Origin of the sequence: Paenibacillus phyllosphaerae (assembly GCF_014192105.1) — a bacterium.
GTDB classification, from domain to species: Bacteria; Bacillota; Bacilli; order Paenibacillales; family Paenibacillaceae; genus Paenibacillus_Z; species Paenibacillus_Z phyllosphaerae.
This window is the reverse complement of sequence record NZ_JACHXK010000010.1, coordinates 39,668-58,061: the sequence shown is the minus strand read 5'-3', so window position 1 is coordinate 58,061 and position 18,394 is coordinate 39,668. Positions and strand designations below refer to the sequence as shown.

15 protein-coding genes and 1 riboswitch are annotated in these 18,394 nt (G+C 55.7%); of the genes, 5 read left to right on the top strand and 10 right to left on the bottom strand.

Features of this window, described 5'->3' with window-relative positions:
- Positions 1-47 precede the first annotated feature (47 nt).
- The 4 genes from FHS18_RS20145 to FHS18_RS20130 all read right to left on the bottom strand — a co-directional run bounded on the left by FHS18_RS20145 (position 48) and on the right by FHS18_RS20130 (position 3,334).
- Positions 48-617: a ribonuclease H-like YkuK family protein gene (locus FHS18_RS20145; protein WP_183601938.1), complete on the bottom strand. Its 570-nt coding sequence runs from the start codon at positions 615-617 to the stop codon at positions 48-50.
- A 129-nt stretch (positions 618-746) separates the two neighbouring features.
- Positions 747-2,165 (bottom strand): RtcB family protein, encoded by a 1,419-nt coding sequence (locus FHS18_RS20140; protein WP_183601936.1) that lies wholly within the window; start codon positions 2,163-2,165, stop codon positions 747-749.
- A gap of 110 nt (positions 2,166-2,275) precedes the next feature.
- The gene (locus tag FHS18_RS20135; protein WP_183601934.1) at positions 2,276-2,527 is read right to left on the bottom strand and encodes a hypothetical protein; all 252 of its coding nucleotides are present in this window, start codon (positions 2,525-2,527) and stop codon (positions 2,276-2,278) included.
- Between the two features lie 474 nt (positions 2,528-3,001).
- The gene (locus FHS18_RS20130) at positions 3,002-3,334 is read right to left on the bottom strand and encodes a DUF1904 family protein (protein ID WP_183601932.1); all 333 of its coding nucleotides are present in this window, start codon (positions 3,332-3,334) and stop codon (positions 3,002-3,004) included.
- Positions 3,335-3,558: 224 nt separating this feature from the next.
- Between FHS18_RS20130 and FHS18_RS34515 the strand changes: the two genes are divergently transcribed.
- From FHS18_RS34515 to FHS18_RS20115, 3 genes are all read left to right on the top strand, one after another.
- The gene (locus FHS18_RS34515; RefSeq protein WP_343060593.1) at positions 3,559-4,020 is read left to right on the top strand and encodes a YecA family protein; all 462 of its coding nucleotides are present in this window, start codon (positions 3,559-3,561) and stop codon (positions 4,018-4,020) included.
- A gap of 258 nt (positions 4,021-4,278) precedes the next feature.
- Positions 4,279-6,567 (top strand): PAS domain-containing protein, encoded by a 2,289-nt coding sequence (locus FHS18_RS20120; RefSeq protein WP_183601930.1) that lies wholly within the window; start codon positions 4,279-4,281, stop codon positions 6,565-6,567.
- A gap of 90 nt (positions 6,568-6,657) precedes the next feature.
- Positions 6,658-7,143: a GNAT family N-acetyltransferase gene (locus tag FHS18_RS20115; protein WP_343060592.1), complete on the top strand. Its 486-nt coding sequence runs from the start codon at positions 6,658-6,660 to the stop codon at positions 7,141-7,143.
- 9 nt (positions 7,144-7,152) lie between these two features.
- Here FHS18_RS20115 and FHS18_RS20110 read toward each other — a convergent pair whose 3' ends face one another.
- From FHS18_RS20110 to FHS18_RS20100, 3 genes are all read right to left on the bottom strand, one after another.
- A complete protein-coding gene (locus FHS18_RS20110; protein ID WP_246427791.1) occupies positions 7,153-8,298 on the bottom strand; it encodes a PQQ-dependent sugar dehydrogenase in 1,146 nt (381 codons plus the stop codon).
- 322 nt (positions 8,299-8,620) lie between these two features.
- A complete protein-coding gene (locus FHS18_RS20105; RefSeq protein ID WP_183601926.1) occupies positions 8,621-9,559 on the bottom strand; it encodes a YsnF/AvaK domain-containing protein in 939 nt (312 codons plus the stop codon).
- 189 nt (positions 9,560-9,748) lie between these two features.
- Positions 9,749-10,792: a Leu/Phe/Val dehydrogenase gene (locus FHS18_RS20100; RefSeq protein ID WP_246427790.1), complete on the bottom strand. Its 1,044-nt coding sequence runs from the start codon at positions 10,790-10,792 to the stop codon at positions 9,749-9,751.
- Between the two features lie 366 nt (positions 10,793-11,158).
- Here FHS18_RS20100 and FHS18_RS20095 point away from each other — a divergent pair, with 366 nt between their 5' ends.
- Complete coding sequence (locus FHS18_RS20095) at positions 11,159-11,950, top strand: metallophosphoesterase family protein (RefSeq protein WP_183601924.1); 792 nt, start codon at positions 11,159-11,161, stop codon at positions 11,948-11,950.
- 71 nt (positions 11,951-12,021) lie between these two features.
- Here FHS18_RS20095 and queF read toward each other — a convergent pair whose 3' ends face one another.
- Complete coding sequence (queF, locus tag FHS18_RS20090; protein ID WP_183601922.1) at positions 12,022-12,525, bottom strand: preQ(1) synthase; 504 nt, start codon at positions 12,523-12,525, stop codon at positions 12,022-12,024.
- A gap of 7 nt (positions 12,526-12,532) precedes the next feature.
- A riboswitch (PreQ1 riboswitch) is annotated at positions 12,533-12,577 on the bottom strand.
- 140 nt (positions 12,578-12,717) lie between these two features.
- On the opposite strand from queF, the gene FHS18_RS20085 reads away from it, so the two are divergent.
- On the top strand, positions 12,718-13,500 hold the full coding sequence (locus FHS18_RS20085) for an ABC transporter ATP-binding protein (protein WP_183601920.1): 783 nt from the start codon (positions 12,718-12,720) through the stop codon (positions 13,498-13,500).
- Positions 13,501-13,622: 122 nt separating this feature from the next.
- Here the strand turns inward: FHS18_RS20085 and FHS18_RS20080 are convergent, their stop codons facing one another.
- The gene (locus FHS18_RS20080) at positions 13,623-14,720 is read right to left on the bottom strand and encodes an N-acetylmuramoyl-L-alanine amidase family protein (RefSeq protein ID WP_183601918.1); all 1,098 of its coding nucleotides are present in this window, start codon (positions 14,718-14,720) and stop codon (positions 13,623-13,625) included.
- 171 nt (positions 14,721-14,891) lie between these two features.
- Positions 14,892-18,356: an S-layer homology domain-containing protein gene (locus tag FHS18_RS20075; protein WP_183601916.1), complete on the bottom strand. Its 3,465-nt coding sequence runs from the start codon at positions 18,354-18,356 to the stop codon at positions 14,892-14,894.
- Positions 18,357-18,394: the final 38 nt, after the last annotated feature.

Here is an 18,394-nt window from a genome sequence, read left to right as displayed (position 1 = left end):
CTGCTCCCCAGATCCGCGACCTTCCTAGACCACACGCGCGCATCGCTTTACATCACCTTCCGGACAGGCCGTTTCGTGAATCGGTTCGCGTACGAGGATGCGGCGAACGATTCCGGTTTGACGCGCGCCAGGAATATCCCGGTCGCCTCCACCCGATCCACCATCTCCTGTACGTACAGCGACGTTTTGTTCACGACCGGCTCCGTTCCCGCATCGATATCAATGAATAATTCCAACGAGGCGCCTTGATACAAATACGGCAACAGCGGCTCCTCCATCCTGCTTAAGAGATCGCCTTCGAATTGACTCGCGAGCTCCTGCGACAGCGTCGTCTCGTAAGACAGCTTTTCCTTCAGGCTCATCATCTCCCGCGGCACGACGACCACCCGGTAACAAGCCCATGCCCCTTTGCCCGGACGGTGCAGCACCAGACCGGTGACGAATTTGGTGTAGCCGCGGAACACTTGGCTATCTGTGCCGATGACAAAGTGATAGGCGGTTCGCGGATCCTGGGAGATGAAGCGAATCATTCTGCTCAGCACATCTTCGGTCGACATGCCATGCTCGCTCACATTTTGAAACGTAAGCTCAGTCCATGCGGATGCTTGCTTCTTCATGTGATTCCCTCCTCACCTGATCAAGGATGCGTACATCCTCTTCCTACAATCTATTCCGGCGGCTGACAACAAACACGTTCCACAAGCAGATTTATTCGAAAGATAGAAGAGAATATGACGCTTTTTTTGTTAAATTCCTTTGATCGCCGCCATCGGCTTGCATTTGGCGACGACTTCCGCTAGACCCGCTCCCGTCACGCTATCGATAATCTGATCGACGTCCTTGTACGCTTGCGGGCATTCATCGAGGATCGCCGCGAGCGAGCGGTGATTCACGAGAATCTCGTCTTCGGTGCCGACCTTGAGCGATTGCGCGAATTGATCGACCGTGACAAGTTCCTTCGTCGCGCGGCGCGAACGGGCGCGTCCGGCGCCATGGCAGATCGAGTAGAAGTTTTTCGCTCCGGCCTCGCGCCCGACCATAATGTAGGAGCTTGTGCCCATCGAACCCGGAATGAGCGCCGGATGCCCGGTAGATTTGTAAGCAGGCGCGTTCATGAAGTGTCCCGGCGGAAGCGCGCGCGTTGCGCCTTTGCGGTGGACGATCATCGCCTCATTGCGGTGAAACTCCTTCAGCGCGTAGTTGTGCATCAAGTCGTAGAGCACCGGCAGTTCGAAGTCCTCCCCGAACACGTCCTTGAGCGCCTGGCGCACGCCGAACGCGATCATATGCCGGTTGGCGACCGCAAAGTTGAGCGCCGAGTACATCAAGTTGAAGTACGTCTTCCCTTCTTGGCTGACCGCCGGGGCATAGATGAGATTCGGGTCGGGATTCTCGATACCCCACAGATGCATCGTCTCCTTCAGCGACTTGGTAAATTCCCGTCCGAGCATCGCCCCCCATGCCCGGGAACCGGAATGGATCATCACCACCGCCTGCCCGTCGAACAAACCCCACTGTTCCGCGGTCGAACGCGCTTCTTCGGCTAGTTCCAGCGTCTGCAGCTCGATAAAGTGATTCCCGCTCCCGAGCGTCCCGAGCTGGCCATGCGCATTCTTGCGGATTTTGGCCGGCAGCTCGCTCAAGAACGCATGGTCGAATTTGAACGTCGCTTCTTCCACATGCGTCAGCCAACGCGCATCCAGCACGTATTTGTCCGGCAAGCCGCGCAACCCATGCTTCACGACCTCCATAATATCGATATCCGCGTAGTGAGAATTCGTCCGTTCGTTCGTCGGAACGTAGCGCTCGATCGCTTCAATCAGTTGACGGCGCACGGCCGGGTCTTGAATATCGCGCTTGTGCAGCGGCGTCAAGTGGACGCGCATCCCGCAGCCGATGTCGACGCCCACGATCGACGGCGATACGAATCCGTCGCGAGCCCGCCATACCGCGGTCGTCCCGATACAAGTTCCGACGCCGACATGGACGTCAGGCGTGTAACCCATGTACACGTTGCGCGGAATACGCAAATTGTTGTCCGCCATCTCGTACACTTTGGCATCGAAAGCCGAGAACAGCTCATCGCTTGCAAACACGTGCAGCGCGCCATGGTCCAGTTGAACCTCGTGATGGTTGTTGCCATGGCGTTTTACATTCCCATTCATTTACTTACCCTCCTTGTTCTCGTGCACTGAATGCTGCATTTCCAATCTTTCGATCGCGAACGCAAACCAATCAGCTGAATAAAAAAAGCTGCCGGTTCATAGCACACCCCTCATACCGCTTCCCGGGTAAGGTGGTGATGCTCATGATCCGGCAGCCTAAGCTTGCCTGCGCAACCTAACTTCGACTCGCGCCTGTTGGATCTTCCAACAAACGAACGCCATGGATCCATCGATGAGATCGACGGTAAATCCCATGGGCCGAAGAAAAGGGCAGGACTAGCAAGCGGCTGCCGGCCTAGATCGGATCTATCATGTTCATAGCCGAATATCGGCTGCAGACTTGCGCGTACCATTGGCTTCATCGAGATCACTCCTTTCGTTTATTGGGATAAAAAAAGACTGCTTCATCCCGCGCCTTTTTCTCCCGCTATCTGGTCAGCCCCTGATCGGCCTGCCCGAAGGAAAAGAAAAAGACTGCGAAACATCGCAGCCCTACCTACCGTGATTGCTATACGAATGCCGATCGGGCTGTCTTCCAGCCAGACGGACGCCTTCGTAACGGTATGGCAAAGCTGTTCCTGCCGCTTGGGTAAATGCGTACGGAATCATGTTGCTGCACATGTATCATCTGCTCTCTGCTTCGTTCATCACGATTCGCAAATTGGCTCATTTTCCGTACCTCCTTCGCCTTCATCGGCATTTGTAGTGGGTAATGCTTGAATTTAGTGGATATCTTAACATGCATTTCCAAAAGGCGTCAACCGCTAATTTGATTGTTGCATTACAACGCAACGAAAGGGCGGCCGATAAGGCACGCCCTCCCCCTACGCTTTAATCTAGCTGCTGCAAGGGCGGCCGTTGATGTAGTAGGCCTCTTCTTGATACACCTTGAAAGCAACCTCTACTTCGGCTGCACCGGCGGCCAGCATATGCTTCGTAAGCGCCTCCGCGAACCTGTCCCGAACCGCTTGTCCGCGCTCGAACCAAGCGACCTCCACGAAAGGATACGCTTCTACGATCTGGCCGTCGTAGACCGATATGGTCTGAAGCACGTCGATCGTGAAGTTATCCCTTCCGCAAGCGCATATGTCGGCAAGCTCATCGATCAACGCGGTGCTGACCGGCCTCAGCTGCTCGGCGGACACGCCTTTTATCCATAACTGCGGCACCTGTTGCTCCTCCTTTCACTGCCAATTTGACACGACTCCAACTCGCTCCCATCTTACTCGTATCGCACATAATCTGTCTATAATATGGCTTATTCTTCCTTAAAGTTAAGACCTTAGCCGCTTGCTGCGGTTATCTTAAACAACCTTTACACTATTCTTTTGTCAGATCAGCAATTTCTTTCTATAATAGAGAGACAACATAGATAGTTTAGGAGACGATAGCTGTGACGAAATTAGGCAGAAACGACCTATGTCATTGCGGCAGCGGACAGAAGTACAAACGCTGTTGTTTGGGAAAGGATGAGGCGGCCGCTGCGCGCGGAAGCAACTTCGACCCGACGACGGTAGATATACAGGAATTGATTCAGGCGATGACCTGGAGCAATGAATCGCACCGTGAACTGGCCGTTGATCTGATCGCCAATATGGAAGGCCGATATGAACCGGACACGCTGTATTTTGCCCTTGTGTTGTGGAATCAGTACGCAGCCAAGACACAGCCTGTATATCGCAAGCCAGGCGTCTATGCAGCGGCAATCGAATTCTTCTTCAATGGCGGAACGATGACGGAGCTGGCGGAAAGATACGACGTATCCCCGACTTCGCTGTCGAAGCGCTATCAAGAAATCTTCGACTTCGCCTTGACGCTGTCCATCGGAGGGAACAACGCGACTGCACAGCGATAAGCCATCCGGCTGCCCGGGAATGGATCGCTTGCTCTACTGCCCCGGCGACGCCGGTGCAATTCTTATACGTCTTTAGTCGGCGGCTCTAATAGCCCGCCGGCCGCTGGACTATCGTGGATAGCCGCTCGCTGCAGCCTCAGCGTACGCGGCTATTGGCATTTTCTCATTTTTTTCCTGTTCGTCGTTTCTTACCTGCTGTTACAATGGTAACAATAGATAGAAACCGTACCGAACGTTGATAAAGGGGGCAGCATGAAGATGAACACGACTTCATCGAACAACATGAATTTCAGCTTCGAGGCCGTGTTTCGGCATGCTCCGATTGCCTCCGTAATCGTGGATGTGCCGAGCGGCCGGATTAGGTATACGAATCTCGCGTGCTCCCGTCTGCTCGGCTATACGGCCGAAGAGCTGGAGGGAATCGTCTGGACGGACCTTGCTGTACCGCAGGACAAGAAAGCGACCCATCATCCCGAGCTGATCGATCAACTGTTGAGCGAAAGGACCGCCCAGATCGAGCTTAATCTGCTGCATAAGGACACCCGGCTTACCCCGTGTCTGCTGCATATCTCTTTCTTGCCTTTGGAAGAGCAAGATCATGGCTCCTTGCCAGACTATGCGGTCATTCAAGCCACGGATATCTCCGTGCTGCAGCATCGCTATGAGCAGGTGCGCAGTCAGCTCAACCTGCAAACACTGATTACCGAATATACGACCGAACTCGTTACGTTCAGCGATCCGGACGGCACGATCCTCTACAGCTCGCCGTCGATGCTCTCCGTGCTTGGCTATGACCCCAAGGAGATGATCGGCCGCAGCCGGATCGATTATTATCACCCGAGCGATGCCGATGACATGAAGGAACGGCCATACTCCGACCGGGATATATTCGTCCGGCGCGTCCGTCATCGAGCAGGCCATTACGTATGGCTCGAGCTCTCCTCGCAGGTCATCCGGCATTCGGAGACAGGCGAGGCGCTTCGAGTCCTCACGAGCGGCCGGGATATTACGCAGCGGAGAAAATACGAAGAGACGCTGGCACGCGCGCAGCAGCTCGCCAATATGGGGCATTGGGACTGGGATTTAATTAGCGGACAGCTGACTTATTCGGAGGAGCTTCGCCGCATTTTTGCCTATCAGATCCCATCCTCTTCCCATTCGATGGATACCTTGCTGCAATGCGTGCATCCCGAAGACTACGAGCGCATCTATGAACTTATCGGCCAAGCGCCTTATATAGAGATCGGCGGCGATGCGACCTACCGGATCTTACATCCGGACGGCAGTATCCGCATCATGTATGCCCAGTGGCAGCCGACGATCGGCGCCTCCGGCACGCCGGTCACGATTATCGGCGTTATTCAGGACATTACCGAGCGCGAACGCAACACCGAGCAGCTGGAGAAGCTGAGCCGGGAGCATGCGCTAATCTTGAATTCCGTCTCCGAGGGCATTATCGGGCTTGATCTGGAAGGCCGCTGCATCTTCATCAATCCTGCCGGCGAGCAGATGCTCGGCTGTACGCAGGAGCAGATGGCGAACCACCCATGGTTGCACAGCTTCCAACAGGTGACAGCCGACGGCAGCCTGGCGCCCTTATTCAATGCCATCGGCAACGGGGAGCCGCAGCCCCGCACGGAAGGCGTCTTCTGGCGGGAGGACGGGTCCAGCTTCCTTGCCGAATACCGGGCAGCGCCTTTGTTCGACTACGGGAAACTGATCGGCGCGGTCGTTATGTTCCACGACAAGACGAGCGAGATGGAGATCATTCGCGCCAAGGAACATGCCGAGCAAGCCGACCGGGCCAAGTCGGAATTCCTTGCCATCATGAGCCATGAGCTGCGGACGCCGATGAACGGCATTATCGGCATTACCGATCTGCTCGCGGAGACCGAGCTCGACGACGAGCAGCAATCGTACATCGACATCATCCGCACGAGCAGCGATTCGCTGCTGCACATTTTGAACGAGGTACTCGACTTCAGCAGGCTCGATGCCGGCAAAATGACGCTGGACAATGGCCCAGTCGATCTGGCAACCTTGATCGAGAGTATCCTTGCGCTATTCTCCGTCAAGGCCGCCGATAAGCGCATCGTCCTTACGAGCTCCATCGACGAATCGACTCCGCCAATCCTATGGGGTGATGCTGCCCGGCTGCGCCAGGTGCTCATCAATCTCGTCGGCAATGCGACGAAGTTCACCGATTCCGGGACGATTGCCATCACGGTTCGCCCAGTCGGGCAACCGGAAGCCGGCAGCCTCTCCCTCATGTTCCGCGTCGAGGACACCGGGATCGGCATTCCCGCTGCCCAGCAGGATCAGCTCTTCCAGTCCTTCTCCCAGCTTCATCCGGCGATTAACCGCAAATACGGCGGCACCGGTCTGGGTCTGGCCATCTGCCGCAAGCTGGTTGAGCTTATGGGCGGCGTAATCGGGGTTGACAGCCAAGAAGGAGAAGGCTCTTCGTTCTACTTCACGCTGCCTATGGGCCTCCTGTCCGAGCCGGAAGCAGCTGTAGAGATGCCGGCGGGAGATCTGCGTGCATAATGCAGGGCGATAATGAAAAGATACAGGGTGCGGGCTCTTTCGTTAAGAGAGAACCGCACCCTGTCATGCAGATATGGAGGAACCAATACCGTGAGCACGATTGAAACTAGACTATCCCTTGGCGTAGACGCGCAGCAACTTGTAGATATCGATAACAGCGGCATCTGGAACGATTCGAATGCCCCCGTCGAACTTGCGGGCAAGACAGCCGAAGAATATGCGCTGCAGAATCCGCCCGGAACGCAGATCGTGGCGACCAAAGACGGCTTCGTCTGCGGCTATGTCGGATTCCGGGCACCGACGCCGCTGCCAAGCAACCAGCATGTCACCCAGCTGGATATCGGCGTACATCCCGACTATCAAGGCTTTGGCGTCGGCCGCAAGCTGATCGAAGCCGCGAAGGCGTATGCGGCCGAGCAAGGCAAACATAAGCTCTCCCTACGGGTCATGGCGACCAATACGAAGGCGATTGCCTTTTATCAAAGCTGCGGCTTCATCGAGCAGGGCCGCCTCATCGACGAGTTCTATGTCGGCGGCCGTTATGTCGACGATATTATGATGTACGTCCTCTTATAAGAGGCGGGGCTACTTGAGGCGCAGCAGCCGGTCATCGGTATTGCCCGGCTCGCCGCGCCCATCCGTGTTGTTCGTGATGACGTAGATCGCTCCGTCCTTGATCTTCACATCCCGAAGCCTGCCCTCGCTCGTCACGAGCGTCTCCTGCTTGGAGGCATCCGGCGAGAAGCGTACCAGAGATTGGCCGCGCAGTCCGGTCACCAGAATGTCTCCGTTGTCGGCAATCGCAATACCTGACGGCGCAAGCGTAGATTCTCCCGTATGATAGAGCGGCGTTACCATCCCCTCCTTCTTCTCATCGCCTATAATGTCCGGCCAGCCATAATTGCTGCCCGCTTGAATGATATTCAATTCGTCATGCCCGCCTGGCGCCCCAGATGGCCCGTGCTCGGAGCTATATAGTTGGCCCGCCTTGCTCCAGGCCAAGCCTTGCGGATTGCGATGACCGTATGAGTACACATAGGAATCCGGCAGCGGATTGTCCGCCGGTATGGAGCCGTCCGGCTTCAGCCGCAGTATTTTGCCCGCCAGCGCGCTCCGGTCTTGCGATGAGGCTTCCTCCTGCGCATCTCCCGTCGTCGCGTACAGCATGCCGTCCGGTCCGAGCAGCAGCCGCCCGCCATTATGATTCTGGGCTCCGGGAATGCTGCCCAACAGCTCTCTCATCTCGCTCCAGCCCGTTCCTTGATCATCCTCGCGAATCAGCACGATCCGGTTATACAGCTTGCCGTTCTCCTCGTACGTATGATAGACGTATGCCTGCTTCGACGTCTGGAAGTCCGGCGCCAGCGCGAAGCCGAGCAGACCGCCTTCGCCCCCGGCTCGGACCGCCTTGGACAACTTCACGTTCTGCCTCGTCTGCTTGCCTGAATCGACCTTGACGATCTTGCCCGCACGCTCGCTTATATAGATCGTGTCGCCGATGAAGTCGATCGCCCATGGCGTCTCCAGCTTCTCGGCCAGCACCTCGAACCCTGCCGTTTGCGCTTCATCCTCCACATTAACGGCGCCAGCATCCGTTCCTTGCGTGTTGCTTACGGTATTATTGCTGACGGTATTCATCACGTTCGGCGCCTGCCCCCGGCCACAGGCCGTCAGTAGGCCTACCGCCATCGTCACGACGAGCAGACCGCTGCCGATTTTCATCGCACCCATTCGAATATCCCTCCTCTAGGAAACTCGTAATCTATTAGGATTAGTATAACAACCGGCCCGCGCTTCTAAACCTTGCCCGATCCATCGTATGGAAATCCGTGCACCAATAGGCGATGACACTCGAGCGCCTATGCATTGAGCCAATCGCACGGGCTTTATAGCTGGTTATACGTTCATCGGTGGATGTGCGTTGCTGTGAGGATGTTTACGTTTAGGAGACGACAGGTTCACTGACGATAGCTTGAGAGGTTCGATAGGTAGAAAAAAAACGAGCTCGTCCTCTTCCTGAGGCGAGCTCGCTTTGTTAATAGTTGCAGCCGAATTAGCGATTCGTATTCGTCTCGCGAACGATCGGATTGCCGTTCTGGTCGACATCGACCGTTTCCTTGCGGACGGTGTCCTGTACCTGTTCGGTCTCCTGCACCGTTCGTTTGCCGACGACAATCTCCTCCGTGACGACAGGCTTCTTCGTCACCTCGATCCGCTCCTCCGTAACCGGAATGCGGATGGTCTCTTCGCCTTCGATCGGCAACGCATCCGCCTGATCGCCTGTCACCGGACGGCGCTCGACGTAGACCTCTTCATGTTCGACCGGCACATGGACCGTCTGTTGCTCTTCCACGATATTCTTATGCACGACGACTTCGCCGGCCTGCACCGCTTCCTTATCGACCTTCAGCTGTTCCTCGCGAAGGCGGAGCGTCTGCTCGTCCTCCACGTCCGGCCTAATCGGAACCGACTCGCCGACAGCCGAATACGGGGTCGTCACTTCAGTCGTGACGGGATCCGGCGTGAACAAGTCGTCGGTGAGCGTATTGCGGCTCGTGTCCTCTTCCACCAGCAGCTCGCTTGCGGCCGCCGCTTCCGCGTAGCTTGTCCGGCCCTCTTCGGTCACCAGGTTATTCATAATGCCTTTATCGTCATCGACTAGAATGAGGAATCTCCCTTGACGCAGATCCTCCCAATACGTATCGGTATCCTGCTCCGTCAGACCAAGCGTATACAGCCGGTCGCGAAGGCCGTCATGCTCGTCCCCCGTGAAGAACCGTTTCACCTTATCGAGGAACGAATCATCGCGATCGCCGTCCGATATCGTCTGCACGTTCGCCCGGCGGTATAGGTCGGGTACGTCCCACGATTCTTCCTTGTCCGCTACGACGGTCATATCATAGCTGTTGTAGCCTTTCGCCTGTAACGTCTGGATCGCGGAGAGCACCTCAGCCGAAGTATCGAATACACCATACACTGCTTTAGCCATCATGAATTCCTCCTTTAGACTTGCCAGCTACTGGATACAAGTCGTATATACCCGCGGGCGAAAAAGGATAAACGAGCCTCGCGCTTTACGCGCCCTTATTCATCGTGCAGCCCAAAAAGCCCACGCTCCGTCATCCTCGAGCCTGGACTTGATGCGCTCGGGCAATGACGCAGCAGGAGGCTGCCAAGCGATTCATGCCCGCTTAATATTGCGCTCGGCGATTCGGTTAGCCGCCTGATTCGTCGGAATCCCTGCGCTCTTTGCGTAACGGAAGACGAGCCGCAGCACCGATTCGATCTGCTCCACGCTCCGCATCATATCGCCGGCCGAGCCGCCTTGGATCTCTCTGGCCGTAATGAGCAGCCCGCCGGCATTGATCACATAATCCGGGGCATACAAGATGCCTCGGTCGCACAGTAGCTGACCATGAGCCTCTTCCAGTAATTGATTGTTCGCCGATCCGGCCACGATCGCGCACCGCAGTTTCGGTATCGTCTCGTCGTTCAACAGACCGCCCATTGCGCATGGCGCGAAAATATCGCAAGGCTCTTGCATGATCGCTTCGGGAAGCGCGATATCGGCCGAATACGCCATCGCCGCGGAGCGGACACGCCCACCATCCAGATCAGCCACGAGCAGTTCTGCGCCCGCCTCGTGCAGATACCGGCACAGCCGCATCCCCACCTTCCCGAGACCTTGAACGGCAACCTTGCGCCCTTGCAGGCTGCTCGATCCGAACGCTGCAGCCGCTGAAGCTTTCATCCCCAGATAGACCCCGTAGGCGGTCATCTCCGGCGTGAAATCATCGGTCGCCATGATCGAACCCGTCGTATCCGTCACGTACATCGTTTCCTTGCCGACCCCGTCCATATCGGTCACCGTCGTGCCCAGATCGACGCCCGTAATATATCGGCCGTTCATATAACTAATATATCGTCCCAGCGCCTTGAACAGCGCTTCGCTCTTATCCGTCTCCGGGTTGCCGAGTATAACCGCCTTGCCGCCGCCGTAATCCAGACCGAAGACAGCGGCCTTGTACGTCATCCCTCTGGCTAGGCGCATCGCGTCGATAATCGCTTCCTGCTCACTCTTGTACGCCCACATTCGGCACCCGCCCAAAGCGGGGCCTCGCTTCGTGCTGTGTACGGCAATCACCGCGCGCAGCCCGCTTGCACGGTCCTGGCAGACCACCAATTGCTCGATCGACAATCGCTCCATCTCGTCCATCACGTTCATCGATATCCGCTCCCTTCGCTTGTCTCACGCGCGCAACGATCGTTCGGGTCGGGATCTTAAGTCCAGGCACGAGCTATGAATGCTAGTAGGGCTACTAATATATGACGGGCAAAGGCGATTATGTGCGTACGCCGACCAAGCACAGCGGCAGCGGAACGGGGTTGAGCGGGAGCATTGAAGCGAGGTAAGCCGGCCAGCCGAAATGAACGGTTCCACTTATTGTAAGGTTGGCTTATAATATTTTGTAAATCGTTATTCTTTGAACCATGCTGCGCGCCGCTATACCCGCGCACAAACCATTATTCATGCAGACCGTGGCGCTTGCATGCCGGAGCTCATCCGCTTACTTAAAATTGAGGTGCTCTTATGAAAATCGTCGTATTCTCGGACATGCATACCATCTCGCCGCGCGAACCGCTCGTCGAGGTTCGCAACAGCCGGCTGTTCTTCGCCGACGCATGGCCCACCTTCGTCAAACTATCCGGATTGATCCGCCAAGAAGCGCCCGACCTCGTCATTTGCCTGGGCGATATGGTCGACTGGTACAGCGACGAGAACCGCGACTTCGCGATCGGCCTTCTCAACGAGCTCCCTTGCCCTTGGCTGTCCGTGCCGGGGAACCATGATTATCAGCGCTTCGTCCGAACGGAGCACGCGATCTTGAAATTCTCCGCCGCAGAGGGTCGCGAGGCTGCCCGCGAGGGATGGCTTGCGCGCGGCATCGAACTGCACAATCGTTACATCGAGGCGGGCGATACAGGGCTCATTCTGCTCGACAGCGCCTTAAGCGGCGTACCCGAGGGTACGCAGAAATGGCTGGCGTCCGTCACCGGCCGCCACCGTCGGCAGCTTGTCTTCACGCATGTACCGCTCGATCAGCCGCAGGTCCGGGAGCAAATCCTGTCCGTCGATGCCAGACGCGACCTGGCCAAATATGTCCAGAGCCGCTCGCCGTGGCTCTTCCCGGAGGCGCTGCGCGGGCACGTCAGCGACGTCTTCACCGGACATCTGCATATACCGGGCGAACTGACCGCCGAAGGCACGCGTATGCATATGCTCGGCACCGCGATTACGACGCCGCGCAAGCCGGATCTGCACGCCTCTGCGCTCGTGGTGACGCTAGGGCAGCACGTGGATGTACGGCGAATTTACATCTAGCGTTGGACGCGAACGCCAAAAGGCCGAACAGGATCGTTCCTGTTCGGCCTTTTGGGTTACCTGCATATGAATTAACGGTTGTCCACTTTCTCCGGATACAGATCGTGGTTCATTAGGCGGTACTCCGCCATCTGCTCATATTTCGTACCGGGGCGTCCCCAGTTCGTATACGGGTCGATCGAGATGCCGCCGCGCGGCGTAAACTTGCCCCACACCTCAATGTAACGCGGGTTCATCAGCTTAATCAGGTCATTCATGATGATGTTCATGCAGTCCTCATGGAAGTCGCCATGATTCCGGAAGCTGAACAAATATAGCTTGAGCGATTTGCTCTCCACCATCTTAATGTCCGGAATATACGAGATATAGATCGTCGCGAAATCCGGTTGGCCTGTAATCGGGCACAGGCTCGTAAACTCCGGGCAGTTGAACTTGACGAAATAGTCGCGGTTCGGGTGCTTGTTATCGAACGATTCCAGCACCTCAGGGGCGTAATCGAACAGATACTGCGTGCCCTGGTTGCCCAGCTGGGTAATGCCGCCTTGCTGCAATTCTTCTTTGCTTCTTCCGCTCATGATGTCAGTCTCCTTAGTTTTTTATAGAGGGAGGATCTCGAACCTCTCTAGTCGTCTGAACCGTCTCGTAGTATACCATGAATGGGGTTCAATGTGAATGAGCACCTCTTGGCAGCCGCGGCCGGTCGACCTTCTCGCATGTGATTCGCTATAATAGACTGATCATCGATAGAAGAAAAGGAGGAACCAAGCTTGAACCCTGTCATCGACATACAAGGCATCTATTACCGGAGCGGCGCGAATGAGCTGCTGCGCAATATCCATTGGACGCTGCATAAGGGGCAGCACTGGGCGCTGCTCGGCCTGAACGGCTCGGGCAAAACAACGCTGCTGAACATCATCACCGGCTATATCTGGCCGACGCAAGGCAGCGTCTCGGTCCTTGGCCACCGGTACGGCGAAGTCGATCTGCGCGAGCTGCGCCGCTCGATCGGCTGGGTCAGCTCCTCGCTGCAAGAAAAGCTATATGCCGGCGACCGTGCCCAACATGTCGTCATCAGCGGCAAATACGCCTCGATCGGCCTATACGAGCGCCTCACCGAGGAAGAGCTCGCCAAGGCGGAGCTGCTCATGCGCACGCTTGGCTGCGGCCATCTGTGGGATCGCGAATACCGCACCTGCTCCCAAGGCGAGAAGCAGAAGCTGCTCATTGCCCGGGCGCTGATGGCCGATCCGCGCCTGCTTATCCTGGACGAGCCTTGCAACGGGCTTGACTTGTTCTCGCGCGAGAAGCTGCTCGATAGCATCAACGCCTTAGCCGCCGCGCCCGACTCGCCGTCGCTCATCTACGTGACGCACCATACCGAGGAGATTCTTCCGGCCTTCGGCCATACGCTGCTGCTCCGGCGCGGCGAGGTGTTCGAGTCCGGCGAGACGGCATCGATGCTGACCGCGGACGTGCTCAGCGGTTTCTTCGAAGCGCCGGTGGCCGTAGAAGAGCATGATGACCGGATCTATGTGCGGGCTGTACGCTAACGCGATTCTTATTCCGGAAACTCACAGCTCTCTGACCTTCTGAAGCTACATGCAAAAAGGCTTCGCGTACCGGTTCTGCCCGGCAAGCGAAGCCTTTTTGCTATATCTTGCGCTCATGCGCGTTATTTGAAGTAATCTTCAAGCCCCTCGGCAATCGCCGCGGCTGCCTTGCGTTTGTAGCTGCTCGTCCGAACGACAGACTCGTCCTTCTCGTTCGACAGGAACCCGAGCTCGACGAGCACCGCAGGCCGATCGTTCTCGCGCAGCACATGATAGTCGCCGAAGGCGTAACCATTGCTCTTAAGGCCGATGTCGCTATCCGCGAGCTGCGCTTCGACCGCGCGGGCAAGCGGCTTGTCCTTCTCCTTATTGTAGAAGGTCAGCGTCCCGGAGGTCTTCTTGGTCGAGGAATTGTAATGGATGCTGACGAAAGCGTCCGCGCCTGCATTCTCGCTGATCTGCGCCCGCTGAGACAACGATGGCTTCGAATCGTCCGTGCGCGTCAGGATGACCTTCGCGCCTTTGGCCTTCAGTTGGTCCGCCAGCAGCTCAGCCGTCGTCAGGTTAAGCTCCTTCTCCAACGTCTCTTGCTTCTTGCCGATCATGCCGGGGTCATCGCCGCCATGGCCCGGATCAATGACGATCACTTTGCCCCGAATCGAACCCGAGCTACTGCTCGATCCGCTAGAGGAGCTGCCACCGCTTCCGCTGCCCAGATACTGCTCCGATACCCAGCCCCGTTGGCCGTTCGAAGCGCTTACTTGCGACCATCCCGACTGGCTCGTCAGCACGGTCACGGCTTCGCCTCGGACGAGTGAGCCCACCACGCTATAATCCGTGCCCGGTCCTTTGCGCATGCGCAGAGAGTCGGCCGTTACCGTCTTCTGCTTGCTGCTAGTCGCAGACGAACTGCTCGACGTCTTGCCGCCGGACGTAGACTTGCTGTCCGTCTTGACCAGATAATAGCCGGCTACCCAGCCAGCTGTCTTATTGAGAGCTACCTTCATCCAGCCGTGCTGCTCGGTGGAGACCGCGACGACATCCCCTTTGCCGAGGGAGGCGACTACCGCTCCGTTCTTGTCCGGATCGCTGCGCACATTCAAGGAATCCACGGACACCTTATAGTAATCGACTGAACTCTCTTTTGCTTGTACTTGCCAAGTCACCCCTAGCATCATAACGGCAATAAGCATAACGGAAACAATCTTCATTACGTTCATCTGTTACCTCGCTAATGGATAATTTTCTCTATCATTATAGCAAAATACGAAGCTACGTCGAGGTTTTTGAGCCAATTTGCGACAAAAAACGCGTGAATCGCGTGAAAAAAGGAAAGAAGGACTGCGAGGACAGTCCTTCTCTCGTAACGTTATTCGGGAAGAATGGGATTATTATTGCGGACCTATGCTGGTCCAGAATGCTTGAGCGGCTTCCTCAACAACCTCAACCTGCGCCATGAATTCAGGCATCTTGCCGTAATCGAGATCATCGATCATCGGCTTCAGGATATCCAGTTCTTCTTTTAAAGCCACGTACAACGGAGCGGTCTCATAGGATGGATTCGACGTAAGCAGCGCTTCGAGCCGTTGCTCTATTTCATAGGTTTCCGTGTCCACCATGGTATGGACATAGAGCAAAATATTAACGTACATCTGGTCAAATAATTCGAACACGCCAGCTCCGTTATAATCGAATTGCGACATGGCATTGGCTGCGGAGACGAAATCCTTAAGTGTCGATATGGCTTCCAGAGCAGCGTCAGACGTATGATCCGCATTGCTAGTCAGATATCCTTCAATGGAAGTAATGCTCTCTTCCAGACTAGTAACCGTCTCTTTGTCAACCGCTTTCGTATTCTTGATCGTGAAGTTGGTATCTACCACGCTCTTGAGAAGACCGCGCAGCGTCGTCTCCGAGGCATCCGTTCCAAGGACTGCGGAGGCTTCGGTAATGACTTGCTCGAGCGTTGCCGCGCTGCCATAGGCATACTGGCCGACATTCCGGGCTTCCCCTTCGGCCGCTTCATTGTTGAGCGCTGCGTTGTACGTATCTGTCGCATCCCCAATCGCTTGCAAGAGGATTTCATCCGATACCGGCTCAGACGCCAGATAAACATCCGTTGCCGCAGCAAAATCTTTACGCGCTTGGACCAGTTCCGTCAACGACGCATCTAGATCCGACATCGTGGAAGCTGCGGTCATTAACGCTTCAATCATCGAGGCTTCATTCGCCGTTGGTTCGTCTGCCTCTCCTCCCTCAAGGATCGCGGCCAAATCGTAACCGAAATAGGAGGTATAATCAATTCCCTTAAGCATCTCCACATAGAGCTCGCCGCGGGCGACAACATAGCGGGCAGCATGATCGAGTTGTTCGTATGAGGTACTCAAGTCTTCTGCGGCATTTTCGATCTGACTCATCATTTGAATATAGTCCAATTTGCCCAGGAACGGTTGTAAGACATCTAAAGCATTAGTTGTCTCGCTATATAGTACGTCGCTCATAATTTCCGGCAGATTAGTCGCTATTTCAGCCGTACCTTTATCGGCAACATAATAAATCGTGCTCGCTTCAATTTGGTAGTCCAACATCATGACATACAGCCGAAGGAGACTAGCGGCTTGAATATCCGCCAGATCCAGATCAGCCTCTGCGAGCTCATCGACGTATCCCGCAAACTTATCCAATTCCGCGTTAACGAAGCTGTTCGTGTAGCCGGGATATTGTACAGCTACCTCCGTAAGCTTCTGCCGTTCTTCATCCGCAAATTCATGCATCTCGGAGATATATGGAAGCTCCTCAACCTTCATTTTATTCTGTGCAACGGCTAATGCATCCAGAACGTTCCACACCATGCTGCGAAGCGCATCTGACGTGGGTTCGGCTTGATCATCCAACAGAACCTGCGCGGAGTTCAGCACCGATGCCAGTGCATTCGAAGCACCGTAAGGATACTGTCCGGCCTCAGTCGGTTTCGTTCCTTGTGCGACCTCTGCTTCCTTAATGCCAGCCACTTTCAATTGCGCATCTTCTTTAATGGAAGCAAGCATGTCTTTCGTCACGCCTTCTACCGACATGTAAGCATTCAACGCGGTACGCATATTCTTTTGGGCCGTCTTCAGCTCGGAAGAGGTAGCATCAAGGTCAAAGAAGATGTTATAGATTGCATCGATGCTTTCGACGAGCGCACGCACATGTGCTTCTAGCTTGTCTGACTCTCCGACCTCCACGTTCAACAAGGTATCGTAAGATTCCATCACTCTAGCAAACTTCATCATCTCCTCATACAGCGCCCCACGGTTAACCACATACTTGGATTGTTTGGTCGTCGACGTCGACGGCGTCGCCATCGTAAACGTCGGCACGCCGTTCACATACGAAGCTTGGCCGATCGTGCTGCCATAGTTTGGAATGACGTTCTGCGGCGTCACGCCGTCCGGCAATTCGATATTATTGATGCTGCTGCCGGGCTGGAAGTTAAGCACCGTGCCTTGCTTGCCGACCTTCACCTTGCCAATCGAACGTTTCCCCGTGAATGTGATGGATGGCGATCCCGTCGTGCTGAGCTCGTCTAACTTGCCTTCGCCGCCGATTTCCAGATCGCCGTCGCCTGAATAAGTAACGCCTGTCGATGATCCGTCAAGCTTCAAGGACGACACGCCAGACTCGACATTAATGCCCGGCAGTCCATGATCCGAGCTTAGGTTGCCGTTCGCTTTCATCGTAATGCCAGTCGCTATCGTACTGCCTTTGAGAGCTACATGCACGCCCTTCTTGTTGATGAACAGCCCATTAAGTTTCCCGTTATCGAATACGACCGTATTGCTGTCTCCGCCCAGCACATTCGTGGTGCCGGCAATGTCCAGATTCAAACCGTAGAAGTCATGCTCGACGGATACCGAGATCTCGAAATCGCCTTCGACCTTCAAGTTCTTGATAGTAACGAAGTCCGCGCTGACCTTCACGGCGCCAACCGTAAGTCCGGTGCCATCGAGAACCGCATTGCCGCTGAACTCCGCTTCGCCTTCCTTAGGAGCCTGTCCGCCCGCGACAATATTGAGCTGGGTTACTTTGGTAATGACATCTTTATCGACGGTAAAACGGATGCCTGCATTCGCCAGAATCGCCTTGTTTGCTTTGGTGAACAATGGCTTCAGGCTGTCCGCAAACTTATACGTTAGACCGTTAACGACAATGGACTCCGTACCGATCGATTGCAGCTTCGGTAGCTCGTCGGTCACGGCAAATACTGCGTATTGCGCCGTTTCCTGGCGCGTGAGCGCCTTCTCCGGATGAAAGCTGCCGTCTTCCGTAACGACGAGCCCTTGCTCAATGGCCGTCTGAATATAATCCCGTGCCCAAGGTTGAATGCTTGCTGCGTCTTTCACGGTCAAGTTGGCGCCTTTGCCTGTCATGTCAAGCTTCAGACCGCGTACGATCGTCGCGAGAAGTTCTTCGCGCGTCAGCGTATCCTTCGGACGGAAGCTGCCCTGCGCACCGCTCATGAGACCGGCTTTATGAACCGCTTCGATGTAGCTTGAAGCCCAGCTTGTTACCGCTACGTCCTTGAAGCTCGAAGCGGTAGCCGCCGGATGGTCGAGCTTGAACATCCGAACGAGGATCGTCGCCGCTTCTTGGCGCGTCAGCGTAGCTTCGGCGTGAAAATCGCCATTGGCATCGCCCACCAGAATACCGAGCTGCTGCGCCCTCGCAATAGCCTGATCATAACCGGACAATGCGTTCTGAATAACGGCAGCCGGCGTGTCTGCGAATACGTTGATCGGCGCTGCTGTCATTGCAATAGCAAGCGAAGCTGCCGCGAGCTTGCCTGCCATTCGTTTTGTATGCGATCTTTTCACCTTGAATTCCCCTTGTACACATCGGATATCGAGCCGAC